The following is a 20,996-nucleotide window of genomic DNA, read 5'->3' as shown; positions in this document are numbered from 1 at the left end:
CTGCGGTTGTCCACTTTGACCGGGAGACGGCAGAAGCGGGATAACTGGTAAAACGACGATAAAACAACAGGCTTTCGAGCCTGATTACAGAAAGGATGTTAACATGGCAGAAACAGAATTAGACAGATGTGATACCACGGAAGTACACGAGGATCTCTTGAAAATTGTAAATGAGACCATGCCGGAGGAGACGGAGCTGTATGATCTGGCAGAGCTGTTCAAGGTGTTTGGCGACTCCACGCGCATCCGGATCCTGTTCGTACTGTTCGAGGCGGAGGTATGTGTGTGTGATCTGGCCCAGGCTCTGAATATGACACAGTCGGCGATTTCCCACCAGCTCAAGATCCTGAAGCAGAACAAGCTGGTGAAGAACCGGAGAGAAGGAAAGTCTGTATTTTATTCTCTTGCAGACGGACATGTGCGGACGATTATTGCCCAGGGGCGCGAGCATATTGAGGAGTAACCGGGTGTGAGATCTGTCGGATTGGGAGTGAGTGGTAACGATTCCAGGTTACCATTCACTCCCATATTGCGTATCGGGAACATTGGGGGGATAAAGAAAACTACCCGACAGGGTGGTTTACAAAGAATCCTGCAAATGCTACTATAAATATACGAAAGATGTTCTCACCTCTGAACAGGAGCAGTGGGCAGCAGCTTTTTCTCAGTAGCAGGGTGGATTTTAGATGCCCGCCCGGCATGCAACAGTTGACAAAACACAGGAGGTAATGAATATGCAATATGAAGTAAAAGGTGGAAGCTTTCCGGCGGTAGTCTGCACATGCAGTCCCGGAGAAAAACTGGTATGTGAATCAGGTGCAATGAGCTGGATGTCACCAAATATGAAGATGGATACGAATACAAACGGTGGAATAGGGAAGGCATTTGGAAGAATGTTCTCCGGAGAATCCATTTTTTTGAATTCATATGAGGCTACAGACGGCGAGGGAATGATCGCATTTGCATCTTCATTTCCAGGGGATATCCGTGTAGTCCAGGTTGAGCCGGGACGTGAGGTTGTCTTGCAGAAAAAAGCATTTCTTGCTGGAGAGTCCAGTGTTCAGCTGTCCATTTTCTTCCAGAAAAAATTCGGAAGCGGCCTGTTTGGCGGCGAGGGATTTATCATGGAAAAGGTTTCAGGATCTGGTCTTGTATTTGTCGAGATTGACGGCAGCGCGGTAGAGTACGATCTGGCGGCAGGGCAGTCGCTTGTTGTGGATACAGGTTATGTGGCAATGATGGACGCAACCTGTTCTATGGATATTAAGAAAGTTCCGGGTGTGAAGAACATGCTTCTCGGAGGCGAGGGAATCTTTAACACGGTGATAACAGGTCCGGGAAAAGTGACCATTCAGACGATGCCGATCTGTAATGTTGCAGGATCGATTATTCCATATATTCCATCAAAATAAGAGAACGTTCAATTTGTTTTACATTTGCGGAAAAGTGTTATATACTACTGTTGGAAATTAAAAATAATCCTTTGGTTAGAGTTAGAAAGGCAGTGGTATATTGAAACGGACAAAACAAATGTCTGAATCGATCAGACTTGGAGTGATACTTGCGGTATCCGGAGGATTGATGGATGCGTATTCCTATATTGGCAGAGATCAGGTGTTTGCCAATGCGCAGACCGGGAATATGCTGCTTCTGGGTATCAGTCTGGCACAGAAAAACTGGGTGGATGCTGTACGCTATCTCTTCCCGGTGCTGGCATTTACTATCGGGATTGCGATGGCGGATATTGTGAGGATCAAATTGAAAAAGATGAGTGTGCTTCACTGGAGGCAGGTTTCGGCACTGACAGAAGCGCTGATCCTGATCGCGGTGAGCTTTATGCCGCAGAGCATGAACCTGTGGGCCAACTCACTCGCCTCGCTTGCCTGTGGCATCCAGGTGGAGAGTTTCCGCAAGATCCGGGGAAACGGTGCGGCGACAACCATGTGCATTGGCAATCTGCGCAGTGCCACACAGAATGTGTGTGAATACTGGTTTACCAGAGATAAGGAGCGGCTGGAAAAAGGCGGGCTCTACTTTGGGCTTATTGTCTGCTTTATCACAGGCGCAGTGATCGGCAATGAAGTGTTGAAGGTGCTGCATGAGAGAACGATCCTGGTGAGTTCAGGGTTGCTGCTCATAGCATTTGCGATAATGTTCATTGATAAAGAACAGGAAAAAAAATAATAGAAAAACCTCTCTTTTGCGGCAGTTTCATGACATGCTGCAAAAGAGAGGTTTTTATTATGCTGTGGTTTATGTTGTTTTCCTCTAATAATTCATATGTTCTTTTAAAAAAGCAATTTTCATAGCCTCTGCCTCTTCCGGCGTATATTCCACTATTTCATCATCTGTCACAGACTTGATTTTCCTTTTTTTCAAATTCAGATACACAATTTCTTTAAAGAGCGTATACAAAACGGATACAATTGGAATGAAAATCAGCATTCCAATGATTCCGAGCAGGCTGCCACCTACACTGACCGCAGCCAGAACCCAGATAGAAGGAAGACCAACGGAGTTTCCCACCACGTGCGGGTAGATGAAGTTCCCTTCAATCTGCTGAAGCACAAGGAACATGATGATAAAAAACAGTGCCTGCTGCGGGTTGATCATAAAAATCAGAAAAGTACCTACGCCACAGCCGATAAAAGCACCAAACATTGGAATCAGAGCGGTAAAAGCAATCAGGATACCAATCAGCAGGGCATATGGCATGCGCAGAATCGACATGGATACGACAAACATACTTCCGAGAATTACTGCCTCCAGGCATTGTCCAGTCAGGAAATGTGCAAAAGTGCTGTAGGCGAGAGAGCAGACCTCGAGCAGAGCTTCGGCTTTTCCACGTGGAAAGAAAGCAAAAATTACTTTTCGCACCTGTACATGCAGCTTTTCTTTCTGAATAAGAATATAGCATGCAAACGAAAATGCGATGAAGAAATTAGCAAAAAAGCCAACAATACTTTTTGCTGCGGCAAAGGTGGAGTTCATCATATTACCCGCTCCATTACGGAGGAAAGAAATACTCCAGTTCAGCATCTTGTCTGGATTAAAGTCCAGCTGATTGACCATCTGCATGATTTCCTGGTTGTTGTTTGTAAAGGAGGCAATCCATTTCTGGAGTCTGGGAATGAATGCGGCAAGGCTTTCTCCTAGCGATCCCAGTGTCCGGCCAAGCTGTGGAATCACAACGAACATGACTAGTACAACGATGCCGAGAACCAGAGCGATGGTTAGAACCAGGCTTACTGGACGGGCAAATTTAAGTTTTAGCCGACCATATAGATCACGGTCTGGTCCAAAGATTTTTTTCTCAAGGAAACTCATCAGCACGTTGATGATGAACGCGATGGCACCGCCCAGAACAAATGGGAAAAAGATTCGCCACAGGAAAAGCAAGACCTCCAGCACCATATCGAATTTCCAGAGTCCTACAAGAATCAGAAGTGTAAATACAATCAACCCCCGCAGCTTTTTGATTGTCAGCTGTCCCAGATTCATCAGATTTTCTTTTTTTTCATTATTCATATTTTTGCCCTTTCTTTCTAAGTGTAAGGTTTCGTCTGTTCAGAGTATAGACTGCGCAAGCTTTCTTAATACATGGAGCAGATACAGTGGAGTCTGTCTCACAGGCAGAGGAGCATGATTTTGGACAGTATTGTGGATCGGAAATAGCGGTTCGAAATAAAAAAGACTTTTACTGCAGAATAATCCGCAATAAAAGTCTCACCATTTCTCACGATACCGGGCGCATAAGCACCGTACTGACGACACCGTAAACGCCGAAGCGTCGGTTACTCCCTCTTACTTTTTTAACTATACATGGAAATCCAGAAAATGTCAAAGAATTTTTCTACTGAAAAAAATTCTCAAACTTTACAAAGATTTAACATACGTTTGATATGGATTTGGTCTTGCGCGTGTAAAGTGTCGAAAGATTGAGGAGGTAAGTCAGATGAGAAAAAGAAGAATAGGCGGCTGTCTATTGGCATTTTGTATCATGATTGGAGCGGCAGGATGCGCGGACGGCAAGGGAACGGACAGCGCAGCAAAGGTGGACGGTCTGGACAAGCTTGGAGCGATTCAGGTGATTTCGCGAGAGGAAGGATCCGGGACGCGGAGTGCATTTGCGCAGCTGGCAGATTTTGAAGCGGATGGGGAAGGTGGATCTGCGACAGACAAAACTCGTTCGGATGCGGAAATTGTGAATAATGCAGACGAAGTGATTGCGGCAGTGGTGAAAAATGCATCTGCTGTGGGTTACGTATCGGAGGGGGCACTGGCGGATGACCAGACAGTGAACGTTCTCAACATAGACGGCAAAAGCGTGCAGGATACCAACGGAAAATATCCTCTAAGCCGTTCTTTTTATCTGGCTTACAACGGAGAACTCAGTGATCTGGAACAGGATTTTATGACCTATGTACATAGTCTGGGGCAGGAAATCGTGGCGGAAACATATGAGCCGGTCGCAAAAAGCAGCTCATTTTTGTCCAACAAAGCGGAGGGAGTGATCAAAATTGACGGTTCTACGTCGGTGGCTCCGCTGATGGAGAAGTTGGCGACAGCTTATATGGAAATCAATCCCAATGCGGTAATACAGGTGACGGAGTCAGATTCTACAAAGGGGATGAATCAGGCGATGTCAGGCGAGTGTAATTTGGGAATGGCGTCCAGAGATTTGAAGGATTATGAGAAAGAACTGCTGGATTACGAGGCGATTGCCCAGGATGATATCGCAGTGATCGTCAATACGGATAATCCGCTGAAGGATATCACACTGAAAGATCTGAAAGATATTTACACCGGTGACATGAAAGCGTGGGAAGAGCTAAATTCATAAGATACTGGCAGACTCAAATAAAACAGATTTGCAGGATATGAGAAAGAGGAGAAAAAGATGAACAGTACATTACAGGTTATTTTCGGTTTGCTGGGGGGACTGGCTGTATTCATTTTCGGAATGAATATGATGAGCGAGTGTCTGCAGAAGGTTGCAGGAGAGAAGATGAAGAGCGTGCTTGCGCTGCTCACAAAGAACCCGATTCTGGGCGTGATTGCAGGTGCCCTTACCACAGCAGTGTTACAGAGCAGCAGTGCCACCACGGTAATGGCGATTGGATTCGTCAGTGCGGGGCTGATGACTCTGCCGCAGGCAATTTCTATTATTCTGGGTGCCAACATCGGCACGACCATGACGGCACAGATCATTGCGTTTAAAATCAGCGATTACATCTATATTATTGTGTTTATCGGTTTTATCGTCAGTTTTGTGGCAAAATCGGAGCGTGTGAAAAATATTGGTCAGACCATCTTTGCATTTGGTCTGCTGTTTGTTGGAATCGAGACCATGGGAGACGTTATGAAGCCACTGGCATCCAGTCCTGTATTCACGGATTTGATCGGTCAGGTTGCACATATTCCGGTGCTTGGCGTTGCAGTCGGTACGCTGATGACGCTGGTGGTACAGAGCTCCAGTGCGACCATTGCCGTACTGCAGAACTTTGCATCCCAGGCCGGGCCGGACGGGGTGACCAGCATGCTGGGACTGACCGGTGCTATTCCGATTCTCCTCGGAGACAATATTGGTACGACGATCACGGCAATCCTTGCATCTATCGGACAGTCCAAGGATGCAAAGAGAACGGCCGTTGCGCACTGTATTTTCAACATCAGCGGATGTCTGCTGTTTATCTGGTTCATTAAGCCTTTTGCGGCGCTGATCCGCTACATTTCCCCGAAGGGGGTGGAGATCGAGGTGATCTCCAGACAGATCGCAAATGCACATACGACATTTAATATTACCATGACACTGCTCTGGATTCCGCTGATCTGGCTGATGGTCAAGATCGTAATGCGGGTGATCCCGGAAGGAAAGAGTGTGGCACTGGACGAATCCATGCCTCTGTATCTGGATGACAATCTGGTCGGACAGCCGGCAGCTGCACTTCAGCTGGTGGCAAAGGAGGTGCTCCACTGCGGCGATGTCGTAGGTGAGCTGCTCGTGGATACAACGACGGCAATCGAGCGGGAGGACAAGGATCTGATGACGGCGATCGTAGAGAAGGCAGAGCGCGCCCGTGCACTGCATGGAAAGATTACCGATTATCTGACAGATCTGTTTGCATCCGGCGTGCTGACGGAGGAGCAGGCGACCCAGACCGCGGGACTGATGTATGTGCTGAGTGACGTGGATCGTATGGGATCTCTGTGCCGGGATATGACACTTTTCATGCAGGAGAAGAAGGAGAAGAAACAGAAGTATTCGAAAGAGGCCATGGATGATCTGGAGAAGAGCCTGAAGATGATCGAGGATATGTATTCAGAGACTATGCAGGTGATGGCCACGGGAAGTCAGGAGAATGCGAAGAAGATTCTGAAGAGAAAAGAGAAGGTGCTGGATCTGGATATCAAGATCCGGAAGGCGCATGTGGAGCGGGTAGGAAAAGGAAAATGTTCCGCAAAAATGACTGCTTCGTTCAACAAGATTCTTCATATCATCGACCGTATGAGCAACAGCTGTGTAAACATTGCAGATGCGGCGCTTGGACAGCTTGATTTTACATATTTTCTTCCAAAAGAGGAAGAGCTGGAAGTAAGTGAATAGATAAGGAATACCAAGAAACGGCTCCTGGACAGACATTGTATCTGTCCGGAGCTTTTTTTCACCTTATCAGGCAAGCAAGCGAAGCGGATTGCGAATATCAGCTCTGGTTGTAAATATAGTAAATATTTCAAGAAAAAGTTGACGGAGAGGCGGTGGGTAGGTATGATATAGTGTACGTGACAGCAAAGAGCAGTGCCGGCAGATGATGGCAGGCGTTTACGTTGTGCTTGCATATAAGAAAATGCCTGCTGTCATCCGCCGATAGGGCGAGAGCCCGCGAGTGAGATGGAGCAAAGCGGAATCGAACGGCACTGCGAACGGCGAACGGCGATCATGAATTTGTACTTTAATTCATGATATAAGAAGTTTGCAGGGAGAGACAAAGGAAAAAGGAGATTTGAAACATGAGTTACGGGGTGTTAAGTTTGCTGCCGCCGATCGTTGCGGTAGTCATGGCAATTAAGAGTAAAAATGTAATTTTGTCGCTGTTTTGCGGCGGGTTTGTGGGAACCTTGATTTTTTGTATGGGGAATCCGTTTCTGGCTGTAAAGTCTATGATCGGAGACTACTTTTTTGTACAGCTCACAGATTCGTACAATGCGGGTGTCATCGTTCTTGTTATTTTTATAGGTGGTTTTATCAAGCTGATGGAAAAATCCGGCGGAGCGCAGGCGTTCAGCAAAAGCGTATACCGGTTTGTTAACACCAAGCTGAAGGCACAGATGTGCGCCTGGTTTGGCGGGATCCTGATTTTCTTTTCGGATCTTGGAACACCGCTTCTTGTGGGGCCGGTATTTCGTCCATTGTTTGACAAGATGAAGATATCCAGAGAAAAGCTGGCCTGGATTCTGGATTCAACTTCCTCACCGGTGGCGATTATGATCCCGTTTATTGGCTGGGGCGTTTATATCATGGGACTGATTCAGGCGGAATTTGATAATCTGGGCGTCACGCAGTCGGATTACACGACCTTTGTCCAGGCGATTCCATTTCAGATCTATGCTATACTCGCTATCATTATGATTCCGCTGATTGCTTTCACGAAGCGCGATTTCTCACAGATGAAGCGCGCGGAAACCGAGGCGCAGACCAGAGAATATTCTCTGGAGGAGGTCGGGGATTCGGCTGACGCAGAGAAAAAAGAGGGCTACTCAAAACAGAATGCGAGCCCGCTGATGGTGGTACTTCCAATCTTGGTGGTGTTTGCAACCTTGTTTATCACGCTGGCTCCGCAGGGATTCCCGTTTAAGAAAGTAGATGGAAATGAGTTCCGCGTGGCGCTTACCATGGGCTACTTTTTTGGCACACTGGTGCTGATGGTGCTGGCCCGCATTTTCCGGGTGCAGGTCTTTAAGGAGACCTTCCGCATCTATGTGGATGGAATGAAAGGAATGACGGACGTGGCAGTTACACTGATTCTGGCGTGGTCGCTGGGAAGTATGATCAGTGCGCTGGGTACAGCCGATTTCATTGTAAATGGAATGAAGGCCATGCAGTTTTCGGCGGGACTTGTGCCTGCGGCAATCTTTTTATTTGGAGCGTTCGTGTCCTTTTCGACCGGAAGCTCCTGGGGAACCTTTGCGATTATGATGCCGCTTGCAATTCCCATGGCACATGCATTTTCCATTCCTTACGCGCTGGCTGTTGGAGCGGTATTGTCCGGCGGGCTCTTCGGAGATCATTGTTCTCCGATATCGGACACTACGATTTTGTCGTCGACGGGAGCGGGCTGTGGATTGGTTGATCACGTGAAGACGCAGCTGCCGTATGCCTGTGTGAACGGCGCAATCGCGCTGCTGGCGTTCGTGTTCGCAGGGTTTACAAGAAGTCCGCTGGCGGCGGTACTTGCGGTTGCAGTGCTTGTGGCAGTGATTATGGTATGGAGCAGACGGCCGGTTAAGGCGTAGAAGAAGGACATACAGGGAGGTATTTCTTTATGGAAACAACACAGATGCAATATGAGAAGGCAACAGAAGACTTATGCACATTTATTGAAAACAGCCCCAGCTGCTATCACGCGGTGGCGAACGCAGCATCCATGCTGGAGCGGGCGGGATTTTGTGAACTGCGGGAAAGTGAACAGTGGAAGGTGGAGGCAGGCGGAAAATATTTTGTCCTGCGAAACGGATCGGCGCTGATCGCATTTTCCGTGCCGGACAAGCACTATGGCGGGTTCAATATCATTTCCAACCACAGCGATTCCCCCACATTTAAAATCAAGGAGCATGCAGAGATTCAGGTGGAAAACCATTACACGACCTTGAATGTGGAGGGGTACGGCGGGATGCTCTGTGCACCCTGGTTTGACAGACCACTGTCGATTGCCGGAAGAGTGTTGGTGCGAGAGGGGAAAAAAGTGGTCACGAAGCTTCTCTATTTTGACCGTGATGTGCTGAATATCGTGAACCTTGCCATCCATATGAACCGGCAGGCGAACAAGGAGGGGGCGGGCTACCGGATACAGAAGGATATGCTGCCTATTTTCAGTGACGGCGAAAAGGATGCCACACTCAGCCGCATGATTGCGGAAGAACTTGGGGTTGGGGAGAAAGATATCCTGGGAACGGACCTGTTTCTTGTGAACCGCATGAAAGGAAGCATCTGGGGCGATAAACGCCAGTTTTACTCTGCTCCGAAGATCGATGATCTGCAGTGTGCCTATGCGTCTCTTCGTGCAATTGCGGAGGGAGAGAATCCGCATCGTGTGCTGGTCAGCGCGATATTTGACAACGAGGAGGTTGGAAGTGGAACGAAGCAGGGCGCACTCTCGGATTTCCTGTGCAACGTACTGTTACGGATCAACGATGCTTGTGGACGGACAGCGGAAGAGCGGTTTATTCTGCAGAGCAACAGCTTTATGGTTTCCGCGGACAATGGGCATGCGATTCATCCCAACTATCCGGACAAGGGCGATCCGACGAATCGGCCTTATCTGAACGGAGGCGTTCTGATCAAGTCGGCCGCCAACCAGAAATATACGACGGACGCAGTTTCGGAGGCGGTATTTAAGGAGATTCTGGAGCGGGCAGAGATCCCCTGCCAGATTTTCACCAATCACTCGGATGTTCCGGGCGGTTCCACCCTCGGAAATCTCTCCGGGCAGCAGTTTTCTGTAAATACGGTGGATATCGGCATGCCTCAGCTTGCTATGCACTCTCCCTATGAAACCGGAGGCGTGAAGGATACACTGCAGCTGATCATGGCGATGGCCGCATTTTATAAGACCGCGATTTCAGAGACGGGACGCGGAGAATACGAGATCAACTGAGAAGCAAAAGGGACAGGTTAAAATGGCAATTGGGGACGTAGCAAAGTTGCAACTTTGCTACGTCCCCAATTGCCATTTTAACCTGTCCCTTTTGCTTTACCGCCGGATCTTCTGCAGCATCTTGTTACGGAACAGCATGTCGATGACGAAGATTCCCAGTGCGATGGCGCCGGCAGTCAGCAACGTCTCGTAAGCGTAATTGACTGCGGCCGCCCGGTTCTCATAGATGAGGCTGTAGCCCACATGGTACATGCCGGAACCCGGAACCAGCGGGATGATAGCGGGAATCAGGAACATGGTGGACGGTGCTTTCCAGACCCGTGCCATGAGATGGGAGATGAAGGTCAGGATCGCAGTCGCCACGAAGGTGGACAGCACCACATCATTCACTTTGGATTCCATTATCAGGAAAATTCCCCAGCTGAGGGCACCGGCAATTCCTGCATGAATCAGATATTTTTTTGGCGCCTCAAAGATCACACTGAATGCGATTGAAGCTAAAAATGCGCCCAGACATTTGATGATCATTAGAACACCCACCTTTCCAACAGATGAAATACTCCAAGTCCGGCACCTGCACCGGCCGCGATGCCAAGGGAGATAACCAGAGCCTCCAGCATCCTGGATACCCCGGACATGTAATCACCCTGCAGGGTGTCGCGGATCGCGTTAGTGATCGGGATTCCGGGAACCAGCGGCATCAGTGCACTGATGGTCACGACCCCGCTGTTCGCATCGGGGAAGAGATAGCAGACCAGCATGCTGAGAAACGCGCTCCCCATGGCTTTTAGAAAATCCTTCATAAAATCAATATAGACCCGGCGGACCATCAGAAGATCAAGGATGACCATAAAGACGGCGGGAATCGCTGACAGGAAGAAATCATAGAGATTTCCGCCAAAGAGGGTGGAGCATCCCATGACGGCCAGCACCGAACAGCAGTGAACCAGCCAGCGGGGGTGCTCCCTGGCGGTGCGGACGGCCTGCAGCTTTTGGTAGGCATCCTCCACATCAATCTCACCGGAGCACAGGGCCCGGGAAATATTGTTGACCTGATAGATATGGTTCAGGTTATTGACTCTTGCGGCAATCCGCTTCACACCTGTGAGCGGGACCTTGTTTTCCACAGCCAGCGAGGCGATGATTCCTGTGGTGGTCGCATAAACCTCGGCATGTCCGTTCTCAGACAGGGCGAGAATCCGCTCCATGGTATCCTCCACACGGGAAATCTCGGAGCCACTTCGCAGCTCGATCTCGCCGGCCAGCATCGCCGTTTCAAAATATCGTTCATTGTTCATCGGTTTTACCTCATGAGAATATAATAAGTTACGTGTAAGTTTATATTACACTATTTTAAGAAATATGCAATCAAGGATAAGTTAAAAATTGGGGACAGGTCAAAATGGCAATTGGGGACGTAGCAAAGTTACAACTTTGCTACGTCCCCAATTGCCATTTTGACCTGTCCCCAATAAAAGTTCTTGACGTAAAGCGGGATTTATATTGTAATATATATAAGGGTGCCAGGAGCCAAAGGCTGTGCGGGTTTTTCAGCACAGATTGCAGCACGGACTGTAACAATCCGCAGGCATGGAATGTTGTTGAACGGAAACAGGCAGATGAAAGGACGAAAACATGAAGTATCGTGAATTGGGGAAAACAGGAATTAAAGTAAGTGAGATTGGTATGGGCTGCGAGGGCTTTGTGGGAAAGCCTTATGAGCAGGTGAAGGAGTTTGTGGACCAGATGGAGGAGACCGGTGTCAGCTGCATCGATCTGTATGCGCCGAATCCGGAGTTCCGGACAAATCTGGGGCGTGCCCTCGCAGGGCGCAGGGAAAAGTTTGTACTGCAGGCCCATCTCTGCGCGGTGTGGAAACACGGACAGTACAAGAGAACCCGTGATATCGCGGAGGTGAAGGCTGGTTTCGAGGATCAGCTGACGCGGCTTGGGACGGATTATGTAGAAATCGGGATGGTCCATTATGTAGACTCGCTGGCGGACTGGAACGTGGTAAAGGACGGGGAGGTTATGCAGTATGCACTGCAGCTGAAAAAGGACCAGGTGATCAGAAGCATCGGGCTGTCCAGCCACAACCCGCAGGTCGCACTGGCAGCAGCGCACAGTGGCTTGGTCGATGTGCTGATGTTCAGCGTGAATCCTTGTTATGACCTGCAGCCTGCGGACGAGGATGTAGAGTCACTGTGGGATGAGAAAAATTATGAGAAACCGTTGACTAATATGGACCCGGACAGACAGCACCTGTATGAGGAATGCCAGAGACTGGGCATCGGAATTACCGTGATGAAGGCATTTGGCGGCGGAGATCTGCTAAGTGCGGAGCTGTCACCTGCAGGAAAGGCACTGACGGCATTCCAGTGTATTCAGTATGCACTGGACCGCCCGGCGGTCGCTTCGGTGCTGGTGGGAGCGCGCACACCGGAGGAACTGCGCGTCAGCGTCACCTATGAGGATGCACCGGAAACGGAGCGGGACTATGCATCTGCCTTTGCAGATATGCCGAAAATCAGCTGGGAAGGGCATTGCATGTACTGTGGTCACTGCGCCCCATGTCCAAAGGGGATCGACGTGGCGTCAGTGACAAAGTTTCTAAATCTTGCAATCGCCCAGGGAGAGGTGCCGGAGACGGTCCGCGAACACTATGCGGTACTGGAGCACAAGGCGTCCGAGTGCGTGCAGTGCGGGGCGTGTGAGAAGAGATGTCCGTTCGGAGTTCTGATCATTGAAAATATGAAGAAGGCGGCTGCCACATTCGGGGAGTAGAACGGATCATGTGATTCCGGTTTCAATTAAAAAAGGCGATACATTTTCCGGTGAAGAAAATGTATCGCCTTTTGATTGAAATGCAAAGCTGTCGGATAATCAAAACAGGAACTGAATCAGCAGCATGTAGCAGATCGTCCCGCCCGCAATAGAAATCAGCATCTGCCGTTTCCACAGGTGGAGTCCGATGACGACCAGAATGGAGAGCAGCTCCGGAATCCCGTGGCTGCCGGAGAAAATGCTGACATTTTTCAGACAGTAAATGACGAGCAGGCCGAACACCGCAGCGGGAAGATAATTGCCCAGAAACTGAATGTACTTCGGCGTGGGCTTATCTGCAGGAAAAATAAGAAAGGGCAGAAACCGGGTGATCATGGTTCCGAGAACCACCATCAGTATGGTGAGGATCTGTTGTGTAAATGTCATAGTCATAGAGAATCAGCCTCCTTTTCCAGCGGTTTCCGAAGCAGCGTGAGAACGCCCAGAATTGCGAGCATGGCAGGAATAATAAAATTGTCCGAGCCAAAGGCACATAAGCATATCAGTGAAAGCCCGAGTCCGAGCAGCGCACTGGTGTGCTTTTTGTCCTTCAGCCATTGTTCCAGAAAAATGACGACGAACATGGCGGTCATGACAAAATCCAGCCCCTCGGTGTTAAAGTGAATGATGGAGCCGAAGATTCCGCCCAGCGTGGAGCCGAAGAACCAGTAGAACTGATTCAGCAGTGTGACAAAGAGCATAAACCATCCTCTGTCCACGTCCTCCGGAATATCTGCCGTATAGTTGATCGAAAAACTTTCATCGCACATTCCGAAGATCAGATATCCCTTTTTCCAGCCGGTGCCCTTGTATTTGTCCAGCATGGAAATGCCATAGAACAGATGCCTTGCGTTGATCATCAGCGTCATGGCAAGCGCCTGGACCGGGTTAAATGCACCGAGCAGCATATTGACCGTGATAAACTCGATGGAGCCGGCAAATATGGTCACGCTCATGCACATCGGATACCAGAAACTGAATCCGGATACATTCATATAAATGCCGTAGGTCAGTCCGAGGAACCAGAATCCGGCAAAGATGGGAATGGTGTGTGGAAATGCGGCCATAAAGGCTTTTTTTAGTGTGTGTTTTTTGGAATTATACTTATTTATGAGTGTATTGGTATTCATCTTTTCTCCAGGATCTATGTCTGTTCCGAGTATGGTAAGGTATCCGTTGAAACATTATCGAGTATAACATCGGAATGCGAAGATTTCAACGAGGAAAATGTAAGAGCAAAATGTAAGGGTAAAATGATACAGCATTAAATATGCCGTCCGCGGGGGAGAATTTCCATCCGGGGACAAAGAAATTGCTGCAAAATAAAAAATAGTATTGACAAATGGTAAATTCGAGTATAACATACTAAACATATCAAATAAGTATGAAATATGACAGGAGGGAAGACACCATGACGAATGTATTATGCTTTGGCGATTCAAACACATATGGATACATACCGGACGGCAGCGGGCGGTTTTCCCGCAGTGTCAGATGGACCGGGCTGCTGCAGGAGATGCTTGGAAGGGAGTACCATATTATAGAAGAGGGCCTATGCGGCAGAACTACAGTGTTCCAGGACGAGATCCGGTTTGGAAGACGAGGGCTGGATCATATCGGTGTGGCGGTGGAATCGCACAATCCGGTGGACGTTCTGGTGATCATGCTGGGAACCAATGACTGTAAGAGCCGATATGCTGCTTCTGCAAAATTGATTGCACGGGGTGTGGAGGAAGTGGCTGCACGCGCAAAATGTTATGCGTCGGAGAACATGCAGATTCTGATCGTCTCTCCCATTCAGCTGAAGCCGGGAGTCGGGGCGGAAGGGTTTGATATGGAATTTGATGTGCGCTCGGAGGAGGTTTCCAGAAAACTGGCGGCAGAATATGCCAGGGTGGCCGAAAAAAATGGATATGCATTTCTGGACGCGGCCCGGGTGACGGAGGCGAGTGAGGCGGACCGGGAGCATCTGGATGCGTATGGGCACAGAGAACTGGCAGAGGCGATCGCACGTAAATTGTGTTCATAGATGCATTTATAAACAGTCCAGATTTTGAAAGGAAAGAACGACCATGAAGAATCCACTGCACTACCAATTATCTGAATACGACTGTGGACCAACCTCCATGCTCAATGCGATCAGTTTTCTGTTTGAGCGGGAGGAGATACCGCCGGAGATTTTGCGCAACATCATGATCTACTGTCTGGACAGCTTCAATACGGACGGCATCGCTGGAAAAGCAGGAACATCGGAGGCGGCGATGATGTTTTTGAACAACTGGCTGAATGGATATGGGCGAACAGGCCAGCTGCCGGTATCCAGCCAGTATCTGTCCGGGGAGGAGGTATTTCTCGGGGAGAGAAGTGCTGTGAACGAGGCGCTTTACTGCAAAGGAGCTGTGGTGGTCAGATTGTTTCTCGAGGAACCGCATTATGTGCTTTTGACCGGTGCAGCGAACGGACAGGTGCAGGCCTTTGATCCCTACTATATAAAAGAGCCTTTTCAAGAGGAAGGTATCCAGATCGTCTCCAACCAACCGGAAAAGTACAACCGTCTGATACCGGAATATTATTTCAATTCGGAGCAGACTGGAATTTATGCATTTGGACCGGTGGAGATGCGGGAAGCGGTGATCTTGTTCAATGAGAACACAAAGCTGACGCAGGAGAGTACGGTAGAGTATTTTATCTAGTGTAAGCGACATTAAATAACCTTACGTTTCACTTGCCTAAATTTCCAGCGGCTGCGTTGTCGTCAATCGACGTAGCCACCACTACGCCTCATTCCTTCGCCTTGGAGAGTGACAGTTTATGCCCTGTTTTACTGTGAGCGCTACAGTTTGTTGTTACACCAGACGAACTGCAGCGATTTTTTTGATGCAATTTTATAAGATTAGTGATAATATTGCTAGTATAAGTGACATTAAATGCCTTTCTGTTTCACTTGCCTGTTTTCACAAGAGTGCATATCAAAAAAACGCAGGCGTAGCGGGCTACGCCGGGACTTTGGGGTATGTGCTATTATGGAAACAGGCAAGTGAAACGTAAGGTTATATAATGTCACTTATACTAGTACAGCGTCCTCGAAATAACTAGACCGAATAACTTGCCTATTTTCCCGATTGCACATATCAAAAAGCCTCAGCGTAGCCCGCTACGCCTGCGTTTTTTGATATGTACACTCGAAAAAATATTCTGCGTAATTCGTCTAGTTATTTGCGGTACGCTGTACTAGCTACAGTATAGAGTCAAAACGAACTCTGTGCAGCTGTATCACATTAGATCACGGAGTAATCTGAGCTGTATATGCAAAGAATATAAGGATAATATAAGGACACCAGAGAAAAAAGGAGTTTACATTTCATGTATAGAAAATCAATAGAAGAACTGGAACAGGATCAGAGGGAAAAACTGGTCATCGATGTCAGGAAACCGGAGGACTACGAGAAGGAGACTTATCCCGGTGCGAAGAATATCTACTGGGAGGAGTTTGACACCCACCTGGATGAAGTGCCGAAGGACAGACCGGTATATCTGATCTGCTATTCAGGAGAACGCAGTGACGAGCTCGCGGAGGAGCTGAATGCAGACGGGTACGACCTCTACAGCATCGATGGCGGATACCGCTCTTATCTGCGAGTGAAGATTCAGCGGCTGATGCAGCAGGAGGATGAGAGCAGACAGCGCTGCCAGGACATTGAGCGCAGCATCGTGAAGAAGTTCCGCAAGCCGATCTGGCGGCAATTCACAAAGGCAATCAACGAGTATGAACTGATTCAGGATGGAGATAAAATTGCAGTCTGTATCTCGGGAGGCAAGGATTCCATGTTGATGGCAAAGCTTTTTCAGGAGCTGGAACGCCATGGGAAAAAGAATTTTGAGGTGGTATTCCTGGTGATGAATCCGGGATACAATGAGATCAACTATCAGACCATCTGCGACAATGCCAAACTGATGAATGTGCCGATCACGGTGTTCAAATCAGAGATTTTTGATATTGTAGCAGATGAGGGAGATTCCCCCTGTTATCTCTGTGCCAGAATGCGCCGCGGACATCTTTACAGCAGGGCAAAGGAACTGGGGTGCAACAAGATTGCACTGGGGCATCATTTTGACGATGTGATCGAGACAATTCTGATGGGAATGCTGTATGGCGGGCAGATGCAGACCATGATGCCGAAGCTCCACAGCACGAACTTTGAGGGGATGGAGCTGATCCGGCCGCTGTATCTGGTCCGGGAGGATGACATTATCCATTGGATGAATTACAATCAGCTGCATTTTATACAGTGTGCGTGCCGGTTCACGGAACACTGTGCGACCTGCGGCGGTACGGAAAAGGGCTCGAAGCGGGCGGAGATCAAGGAACTGATCCGGACGCTGGCAGCAGCGAATCCGGTCATTGAAAAGAATATTTTCCGCAGCGTGGAGAATGTGAACCTGAACACGGTGATCGCATACAAACAGGATGGACAGAAGCACCATTTTCTGGATGCATATGATAAGACCGAGATGGAATAGACAGGATCTGCCACAATTGAGGCGAACTTTGCGCCTGTCATATGACAAGACCGAGATTGAGCAGATAAAAAAGTTTCAGGAAAGCGAGGACAAGAGATGACAGAGATAAGAAAACATTTTGTGTTTCACGGCCGCGTACAGGGAGTCGGATTCCGCTATACCGCAACGTACCTTGCACGATCGCTGGAACTGACCGGATGGGTCAGAAATGAATATGATGGAACCGTGTCTGCCGAGGTGCAGGGAAGAGAAGAACAGATTGACCTGTTTATTCAGAAGCTGCAGACCGGGAAGGGACACTTTATTTCAATCGAGCACATCGATGAAAAGGAGATTTCGCTGGAGAGGGAGTCCTCATTTTCGATTCGCTGACAGGATTGAGGTTATGAAACAGGCAAAATACGGTTTGCCTCCAACACCATAGTTATCAATCATAAAGAAATTATTAAACTCTCAATAAAACATTGAAATATACCTATATGGGGTATATAATGACATTGAAAGAGAGGAATAAAAATGGGAAATGTTATTATCATAATCATATTGGCGGTCGTTGTATTTTTGGCAGTCCGCGGCAGTGTAAGGCATTTTAAAGGAGAAGGCGGGTGCTGCGGAGGCTGCGCAGAGTCAAGACCGGAGAAGAAAGAGCTTGCGGGGGAGAAGACGGTTGAGAAAATTATCCATATCGAAGGCATGCACTGTGAGAATTGCAGGAACAGTGTGGAGAGGCAGATTAACCGGATCGAGGGTGCGGCTGCCAGGGTCGATCTCAAGAAAAACATTGCGATTGTCTCTATGGACAGAGAGATTTCGGATGAGGAATTGAAACGTGCAGTGGAGAGCATAGATTTTAAAGTGACAGGCATTGCTAAAAAGGAGGTATAAATGGAACAATATACAGTGACAGGCATGAGTTGTGCAGCCTGCAGTACAAGAGTGGAAAAAGCAGTATCGAAGGTGGCGGGAGTCAAGTCCTGCTCCGTCAGTCTGCTGACCAACACCATGGGAGTCGAGGGGACAGCCCCGACGGCGGAAATTATCCGTGCGGTGGAGGAGGCCGGGTACGGCGCAGCGGCGAAAAGGGCACATGGAACGGAAAAAACGACGGCGTCGTCCGGAATGGAGGAAGATGCTCTGAAGGACAGGGAGACACCGGTGCTGAAGCAGCGGCTTTTCGCTTCTCTGGGCTTTTTGCTGGTGCTGATGTATTTCTCAATGGGACATATGATGTGGGACTGGCCGATTCCGGCATTTTTTGTAGATAATCATGTGGCCATGGGACTGCTGCAGATGCTGCTGACCATTGTCGTGATGGTTATCAATCAGAAGTTTTTTATCGGTGGTTATAAGAGCCTTCTTCACAGGGCTCCGAATATGGACACGCTGGTGGCACTGGGTTCCACGGCAGCATTTGCATACAGTACGTATGCGCTGTTTGCCATGACCGGTGCGCAGGTACGCGGTGATATGAATGCGGTCATGGACTATATGCATGATTTTTATTTTGAATCGGCGGCTATGATCTTGACACTGATCACCATTGGAAAGATGCTTGAGGCGCGCTCCAAGGGAAAGACGACGGACGCGCTGAAAAGTCTGATGAAGCTGGCACCGAAGACCGCGACTGTGATTCTTGCGGACACAGAGGTTGAGGTGGATATCGCACAGGTACACAAGGGCGATATTTTTGTAGTGCGGCCAGGGGAGAATATTCCGGTGGACGGAGTGATCGTAGAAGGCAGCAGTGCGGTAAATGAATCGGCACTGACCGGAGAAAGTATCCCGGTGGACAAGGGGGAAGGGGATACGGTCTCCGCGGCGACGCTGAATCAGTCCGGATTTCTCCGCTGCGAGGCAACCAGGGTCGGGGAGGATACGACACTTTCACAGATCATCCAGATGGTGAGTGATGCGGCGTCAACGAAGGCCCCCATTGCAAAAATCGCGGATAAGGTATCCGGTGTGTTTGTTCCGGCGGTGATTGCTGTTGCGGTGATTACATTTATCGCGTGGATGATAGCCGGACAGACATTGGGATTTGCCGTTGCGCGCGCCATTTCTGTGCTGGTGATCAGCTGCCCGTGTGCGCTGGGACTTGCAACACCCGTGGCAATTATGGTCGGAAACGGTATGGGTGCAAAAAACGGCATTATGTTCAAGACAGCAGTTTCTCTGGAAGCGGCAGGCAAGGTGGAGATCGTGGCACTTGACAAGACCGGAACGATCACCAGCGGGGAGCCGAAGGTGACAGATATCATACCGGCAGATGGGATCCGCCAGGACACGCTGCTATACTACGCCAATGCTCTGGAACAGCGGAGTGAGCATCCCCTGGCCGGAGCTGTGATCGAGTACGCACGGAAAAAGAAGGTGGAGACTCCGGTCGTGAGAGATTTTATGGCTCTGCCGGGAAATGGATTGTCTGCCGTGCTGAGCCACGAGAAGCTGATCGGTGGAAATTACAGTTTTGTCAGTGAGAAGGTAAGAATCCCGGAAGTTGTCAAGATAAAAGCAGAGCTTCTGGCTGAGTCGGGTAAGACACCTTTGTTTTTTGCAAAAGAAAGAAAACTGCTCGGAATCATTGCTGTGGCGGATGTCATCAAGGAGGACAGCCCGCAGGCAGTGAAGGAACTGCGCGACATGGGAATCCGTGTTGTGATGCTGACGGGGGACAACGAGCGCACAGCCAAAGCAATCGGAGAGCAGGCCGGAGTGGATGAAGTTATTGCGGGAGTTCTCCCGGATGGAAAAGAGAGCGTTATCCGCAGTTTGAAGGAACAGGGCAGGGTTGCGATGGTTGGAGACGGTATCAACGACGCTCCAGCATTGACCAGAGCGGATATTGGAATTGCAATCGGGGCAGGAACTGATATCGCCATCGACGCGGCGGACGTGGTTCTGATGAAGAGCAAGCTGAGTGATGTTCCGGCGGCAATCCGGCTGAGCAGGGCGACATTGAAGAACATTCATGAGAACCTGTTCTGGGCATTCTTCTATAATATCATTGGGATTCCGTTGGCAGCAGGTGTGTGGTTCCCACTGTTTGGATGGGAACTGAATCCGATGTTCGGGGCGGCGGCAATGAGTTTGTCCAGCTTCTGTGTGGTGACGAATGCACTGCGTCTGAATCTGTTCAACATTCATGATGCGAGCCGGGACAGGAAAAACAGAAAAGATGAGGAGAACGTTTCACAAGGGGACAATGTTTCACAAGAGCAGAGTACTCCGCACGATACGGACGAAAGTGTTCCGATAAACAATGACATAAGTGAGGAAACGAAACAGAATAAAGAAGAGAAAGAAAAGAAAACAGAGAAAGCAGAGGAAAAGACCATGGAAAAAACAATGAAGATCGAGGGTATGATGTGCGAGCACTGTGAAGCAAGAGTAAAGAAGTGTCTGGAGGCACTGCCCCAGGTAGAGACAGCTGTAGTAAGTCATACCGCAGGCACGGCAGTTCTGACACTGAGCGGAGAGATTGCGGATGAGGAACTGAAAAAAGCTGTGGAGGCTCAGGATTATAAGGTGAGCTCCGTAGAGTAATCCATACTTTGGAACAAAAGACAGACAGTAAATGCTGTCGATATTGCCAAAATTTGATTAATTGTTTGACTTTTATGCTGAGTGTCTCCTATACTAATGATATGAAAACATGTAAACAGTACTCCACTTCCGGTGCATAGTGTATTGGAAGTGGAGTTGCTGAGTGCTCAGGAGGAAACGAAAGTGCGCAGTATTCTTCTTTCCGGTCTGCTTTGCTGCCTGCTTGATTTGGCA

Annotated in this window: 19 protein-coding genes; 14 read left to right on the top strand and 5 right to left on the bottom strand. The window is 48.9% G+C overall.

The annotated features are described in order from the left end of the window. Nucleotides 1–103 precede the first annotated feature (103 nt). The 3 genes from BUB85_RS10365 to BUB85_RS10355 all read left to right on the top strand — a co-directional run bounded on the left by BUB85_RS10365 (nucleotide 104) and on the right by BUB85_RS10355 (nucleotide 2,184). Complete coding sequence (locus tag BUB85_RS10365; RefSeq protein WP_073109711.1) at nucleotides 104–463, top strand: ArsR/SmtB family transcription factor; 360 nt, start codon at nucleotides 104–106, stop codon at nucleotides 461–463. Between the two features lie 271 nt (nucleotides 464–734). Then, nucleotides 735–1,412 carry a TIGR00266 family protein gene (locus tag BUB85_RS10360; protein ID WP_073109708.1) on the top strand — a complete coding sequence of 226 codons (678 nt, stop codon included), beginning with the start codon at nucleotides 735–737 and terminating at the stop codon, nucleotides 1,410–1,412. 100 nt (nucleotides 1,413–1,512) lie between these two features. Further along, a complete protein-coding gene (locus tag BUB85_RS10355) occupies nucleotides 1,513–2,184 on the top strand; it encodes a YoaK family protein (protein ID WP_073109703.1) in 672 nt (223 codons plus the stop codon). Nucleotides 2,185–2,268: 84 nt separating this feature from the next. On the opposite strand, the gene BUB85_RS10350 is transcribed toward BUB85_RS10355, so the two are convergent. Beyond that, complete coding sequence (locus BUB85_RS10350) at nucleotides 2,269–3,501, bottom strand: AI-2E family transporter (RefSeq protein ID WP_084534004.1); 1,233 nt, start codon at nucleotides 3,499–3,501, stop codon at nucleotides 2,269–2,271. 454 nt (nucleotides 3,502–3,955) lie between these two features. Here BUB85_RS10350 and BUB85_RS10345 point away from each other — a divergent pair, with 454 nt between their 5' ends. The 4 genes from BUB85_RS10345 (at nucleotide 3,956) to BUB85_RS10330 (ending at nucleotide 9,875) form a co-directional block, all read left to right on the top strand. Beyond that, a complete protein-coding gene (locus tag BUB85_RS10345) occupies nucleotides 3,956–4,843 on the top strand; it encodes a substrate-binding domain-containing protein (RefSeq protein ID WP_073109700.1) in 888 nt (295 codons plus the stop codon). Nucleotides 4,844–4,900: 57 nt separating this feature from the next. Beyond that, nucleotides 4,901–6,607 (top strand): Na/Pi cotransporter family protein, encoded by a 1,707-nt coding sequence (locus tag BUB85_RS10340; protein WP_073109696.1) that lies wholly within the window; start codon nucleotides 4,901–4,903, stop codon nucleotides 6,605–6,607. Between the two features lie 404 nt (nucleotides 6,608–7,011). Then, nucleotides 7,012–8,514, top strand: a complete 1,503-nt coding sequence (locus BUB85_RS10335) for a Na+/H+ antiporter NhaC family protein (protein ID WP_073109692.1) — start codon at nucleotides 7,012–7,014, stop codon at nucleotides 8,512–8,514. A 29-nt stretch (nucleotides 8,515–8,543) separates the two neighbouring features. Beyond that, on the top strand, nucleotides 8,544–9,875 hold the full coding sequence (locus tag BUB85_RS10330) for a M18 family aminopeptidase (protein ID WP_073109689.1): 1,332 nt from the start codon (nucleotides 8,544–8,546) through the stop codon (nucleotides 9,873–9,875). A 96-nt stretch (nucleotides 9,876–9,971) separates the two neighbouring features. Here BUB85_RS10330 and BUB85_RS10325 read toward each other — a convergent pair whose 3' ends face one another. Both BUB85_RS10325 and BUB85_RS10320 read right to left on the bottom strand, forming a co-directional pair. Beyond that, nucleotides 9,972–10,403, bottom strand: a complete 432-nt coding sequence (locus BUB85_RS10325; protein WP_084534002.1) for a threonine/serine exporter family protein — start codon at nucleotides 10,401–10,403, stop codon at nucleotides 9,972–9,974. Beyond that, a complete protein-coding gene (locus tag BUB85_RS10320; protein WP_073109683.1) occupies nucleotides 10,403–11,173 on the bottom strand; it encodes a threonine/serine exporter family protein in 771 nt (256 codons plus the stop codon). Before BUB85_RS10320 ends, BUB85_RS10325 begins: the two co-directional genes overlap by 1 nt. Before the next feature lie 337 nt (nucleotides 11,174–11,510). Between BUB85_RS10320 and BUB85_RS10315 the strand changes: the two genes are divergently transcribed. Then, on the top strand, nucleotides 11,511–12,659 hold the full coding sequence (locus tag BUB85_RS10315) for an aldo/keto reductase (protein WP_073109679.1): 1,149 nt from the start codon (nucleotides 11,511–11,513) through the stop codon (nucleotides 12,657–12,659). A 99-nt stretch (nucleotides 12,660–12,758) separates the two neighbouring features. Here BUB85_RS10315 and BUB85_RS10310 read toward each other — a convergent pair whose 3' ends face one another. Both BUB85_RS10310 and azlC read right to left on the bottom strand, forming a co-directional pair. After that, entirely contained in the window at nucleotides 12,759–13,085 is a 327-nt protein-coding gene (locus tag BUB85_RS10310; protein WP_278319591.1) for a branched-chain amino acid transporter permease, read from the bottom strand. Nucleotides 13,086–13,087: 2 nt separating this feature from the next. Then, nucleotides 13,088–13,828: an azaleucine resistance protein AzlC gene (gene azlC / locus BUB85_RS10305; protein ID WP_073109672.1), complete on the bottom strand. Its 741-nt coding sequence runs from the start codon at nucleotides 13,826–13,828 to the stop codon at nucleotides 13,088–13,090. 281 nt (nucleotides 13,829–14,109) lie between these two features. On the opposite strand from azlC, the gene BUB85_RS10300 reads away from it, so the two are divergent. The 6 genes from BUB85_RS10300 to BUB85_RS10270 all read left to right on the top strand — a co-directional run bounded on the left by BUB85_RS10300 (nucleotide 14,110) and on the right by BUB85_RS10270 (nucleotide 20,762). Next, nucleotides 14,110–14,727, top strand: coding sequence for an SGNH/GDSL hydrolase family protein (locus tag BUB85_RS10300; RefSeq protein WP_073109667.1), 618 nt, complete (start codon nucleotides 14,110–14,112; stop codon nucleotides 14,725–14,727). Nucleotides 14,728–14,770: 43 nt separating this feature from the next. Next, nucleotides 14,771–15,391 (top strand): peptidase C39, encoded by a 621-nt coding sequence (locus BUB85_RS10295; protein ID WP_073109662.1) that lies wholly within the window; start codon nucleotides 14,771–14,773, stop codon nucleotides 15,389–15,391. A 670-nt stretch (nucleotides 15,392–16,061) separates the two neighbouring features. Further along, entirely contained in the window at nucleotides 16,062–17,219 is a 1,158-nt protein-coding gene (locus BUB85_RS10285) for an ATP-binding protein (protein WP_073109656.1), read from the top strand. 96 nt (nucleotides 17,220–17,315) lie between these two features. After that, nucleotides 17,316–17,591 carry an acylphosphatase gene (locus BUB85_RS10280; protein ID WP_073109653.1) on the top strand — a complete coding sequence of 92 codons (276 nt, stop codon included), beginning with the start codon at nucleotides 17,316–17,318 and terminating at the stop codon, nucleotides 17,589–17,591. Between the two features lie 144 nt (nucleotides 17,592–17,735). Further along, a complete protein-coding gene (locus BUB85_RS10275) occupies nucleotides 17,736–18,104 on the top strand; it encodes a heavy-metal-associated domain-containing protein (protein WP_073109651.1) in 369 nt (122 codons plus the stop codon). Beyond that, a complete protein-coding gene (locus tag BUB85_RS10270) occupies nucleotides 18,105–20,762 on the top strand; it encodes a heavy metal translocating P-type ATPase (RefSeq protein WP_073109648.1) in 2,658 nt (885 codons plus the stop codon). Nucleotides 20,763–20,996: the final 234 nt, after the last annotated feature.

The sequence above is a fragment of the Hespellia stercorisuis DSM 15480 genome (assembly GCF_900142165.1).
GTDB classification, from domain to species: Bacteria; Bacillota; Clostridia; order Lachnospirales; family Lachnospiraceae; genus Hespellia; species Hespellia stercorisuis.
This window is presented reverse-complemented; position numbering and strand designations above follow the sequence as displayed.

Excerpts from the sequence above, each read along its gene's own strand:
- BUB85_RS10275 (WP_073109651.1), top strand. The coding sequence starts at position 17,736 with ATGGGAAATGTTATTATCATAATCATATTGGCGGTCGTTGTATTTTTG.
- BUB85_RS10320 (WP_073109683.1), bottom strand. The coding sequence starts at position 11,173 with ATGAACAATGAACGATATTTTGAAACGGCGATGCTGGCCGGCGAGATC.
- BUB85_RS10330 (WP_073109689.1), top strand. The coding sequence starts at position 8,544 with ATGGAAACAACACAGATGCAATATGAGAAGGCAACAGAAGACTTATGC.
- BUB85_RS10365 (WP_073109711.1), top strand. The coding sequence starts at position 104 with ATGGCAGAAACAGAATTAGACAGATGTGATACCACGGAAGTACACGAG.
- BUB85_RS10350 (WP_084534004.1), bottom strand. The coding sequence starts at position 3,501 with ATGAATCTGGGACAGCTGACAATCAAAAAGCTGCGGGGGTTGATTGTA.
- BUB85_RS10315 (WP_073109679.1), top strand. The coding sequence starts at position 11,511 with ATGAAGTATCGTGAATTGGGGAAAACAGGAATTAAAGTAAGTGAGATT.
- BUB85_RS10285 (WP_073109656.1), top strand. The coding sequence starts at position 16,062 with ATGTATAGAAAATCAATAGAAGAACTGGAACAGGATCAGAGGGAAAAA.
- BUB85_RS10270 (WP_073109648.1), top strand. The coding sequence starts at position 18,105 with ATGGAACAATATACAGTGACAGGCATGAGTTGTGCAGCCTGCAGTACA.
- BUB85_RS10345 (WP_073109700.1), top strand. The coding sequence starts at position 3,956 with ATGAGAAAAAGAAGAATAGGCGGCTGTCTATTGGCATTTTGTATCATG.
- azlC (WP_073109672.1), bottom strand. The coding sequence starts at position 13,828 with ATGAATACCAATACACTCATAAATAAGTATAATTCCAAAAAACACACA.
- BUB85_RS10335 (WP_073109692.1), top strand. The coding sequence starts at position 7,012 with ATGAGTTACGGGGTGTTAAGTTTGCTGCCGCCGATCGTTGCGGTAGTC.
- BUB85_RS10310 (WP_278319591.1), bottom strand. The coding sequence starts at position 13,085 with ATGACATTTACACAACAGATCCTCACCATACTGATGGTGGTTCTCGGA.
- BUB85_RS10340 (WP_073109696.1), top strand. The coding sequence starts at position 4,901 with ATGAACAGTACATTACAGGTTATTTTCGGTTTGCTGGGGGGACTGGCT.
- BUB85_RS10360 (WP_073109708.1), top strand. The coding sequence starts at position 735 with ATGCAATATGAAGTAAAAGGTGGAAGCTTTCCGGCGGTAGTCTGCACA.
- BUB85_RS10325 (WP_084534002.1), bottom strand. The coding sequence starts at position 10,403 with ATGATCATCAAATGTCTGGGCGCATTTTTAGCTTCAATCGCATTCAGT.
- BUB85_RS10300 (WP_073109667.1), top strand. The coding sequence starts at position 14,110 with ATGACGAATGTATTATGCTTTGGCGATTCAAACACATATGGATACATA.
- BUB85_RS10280 (WP_073109653.1), top strand. The coding sequence starts at position 17,316 with ATGACAGAGATAAGAAAACATTTTGTGTTTCACGGCCGCGTACAGGGA.
- BUB85_RS10295 (WP_073109662.1), top strand. The coding sequence starts at position 14,771 with ATGAAGAATCCACTGCACTACCAATTATCTGAATACGACTGTGGACCA.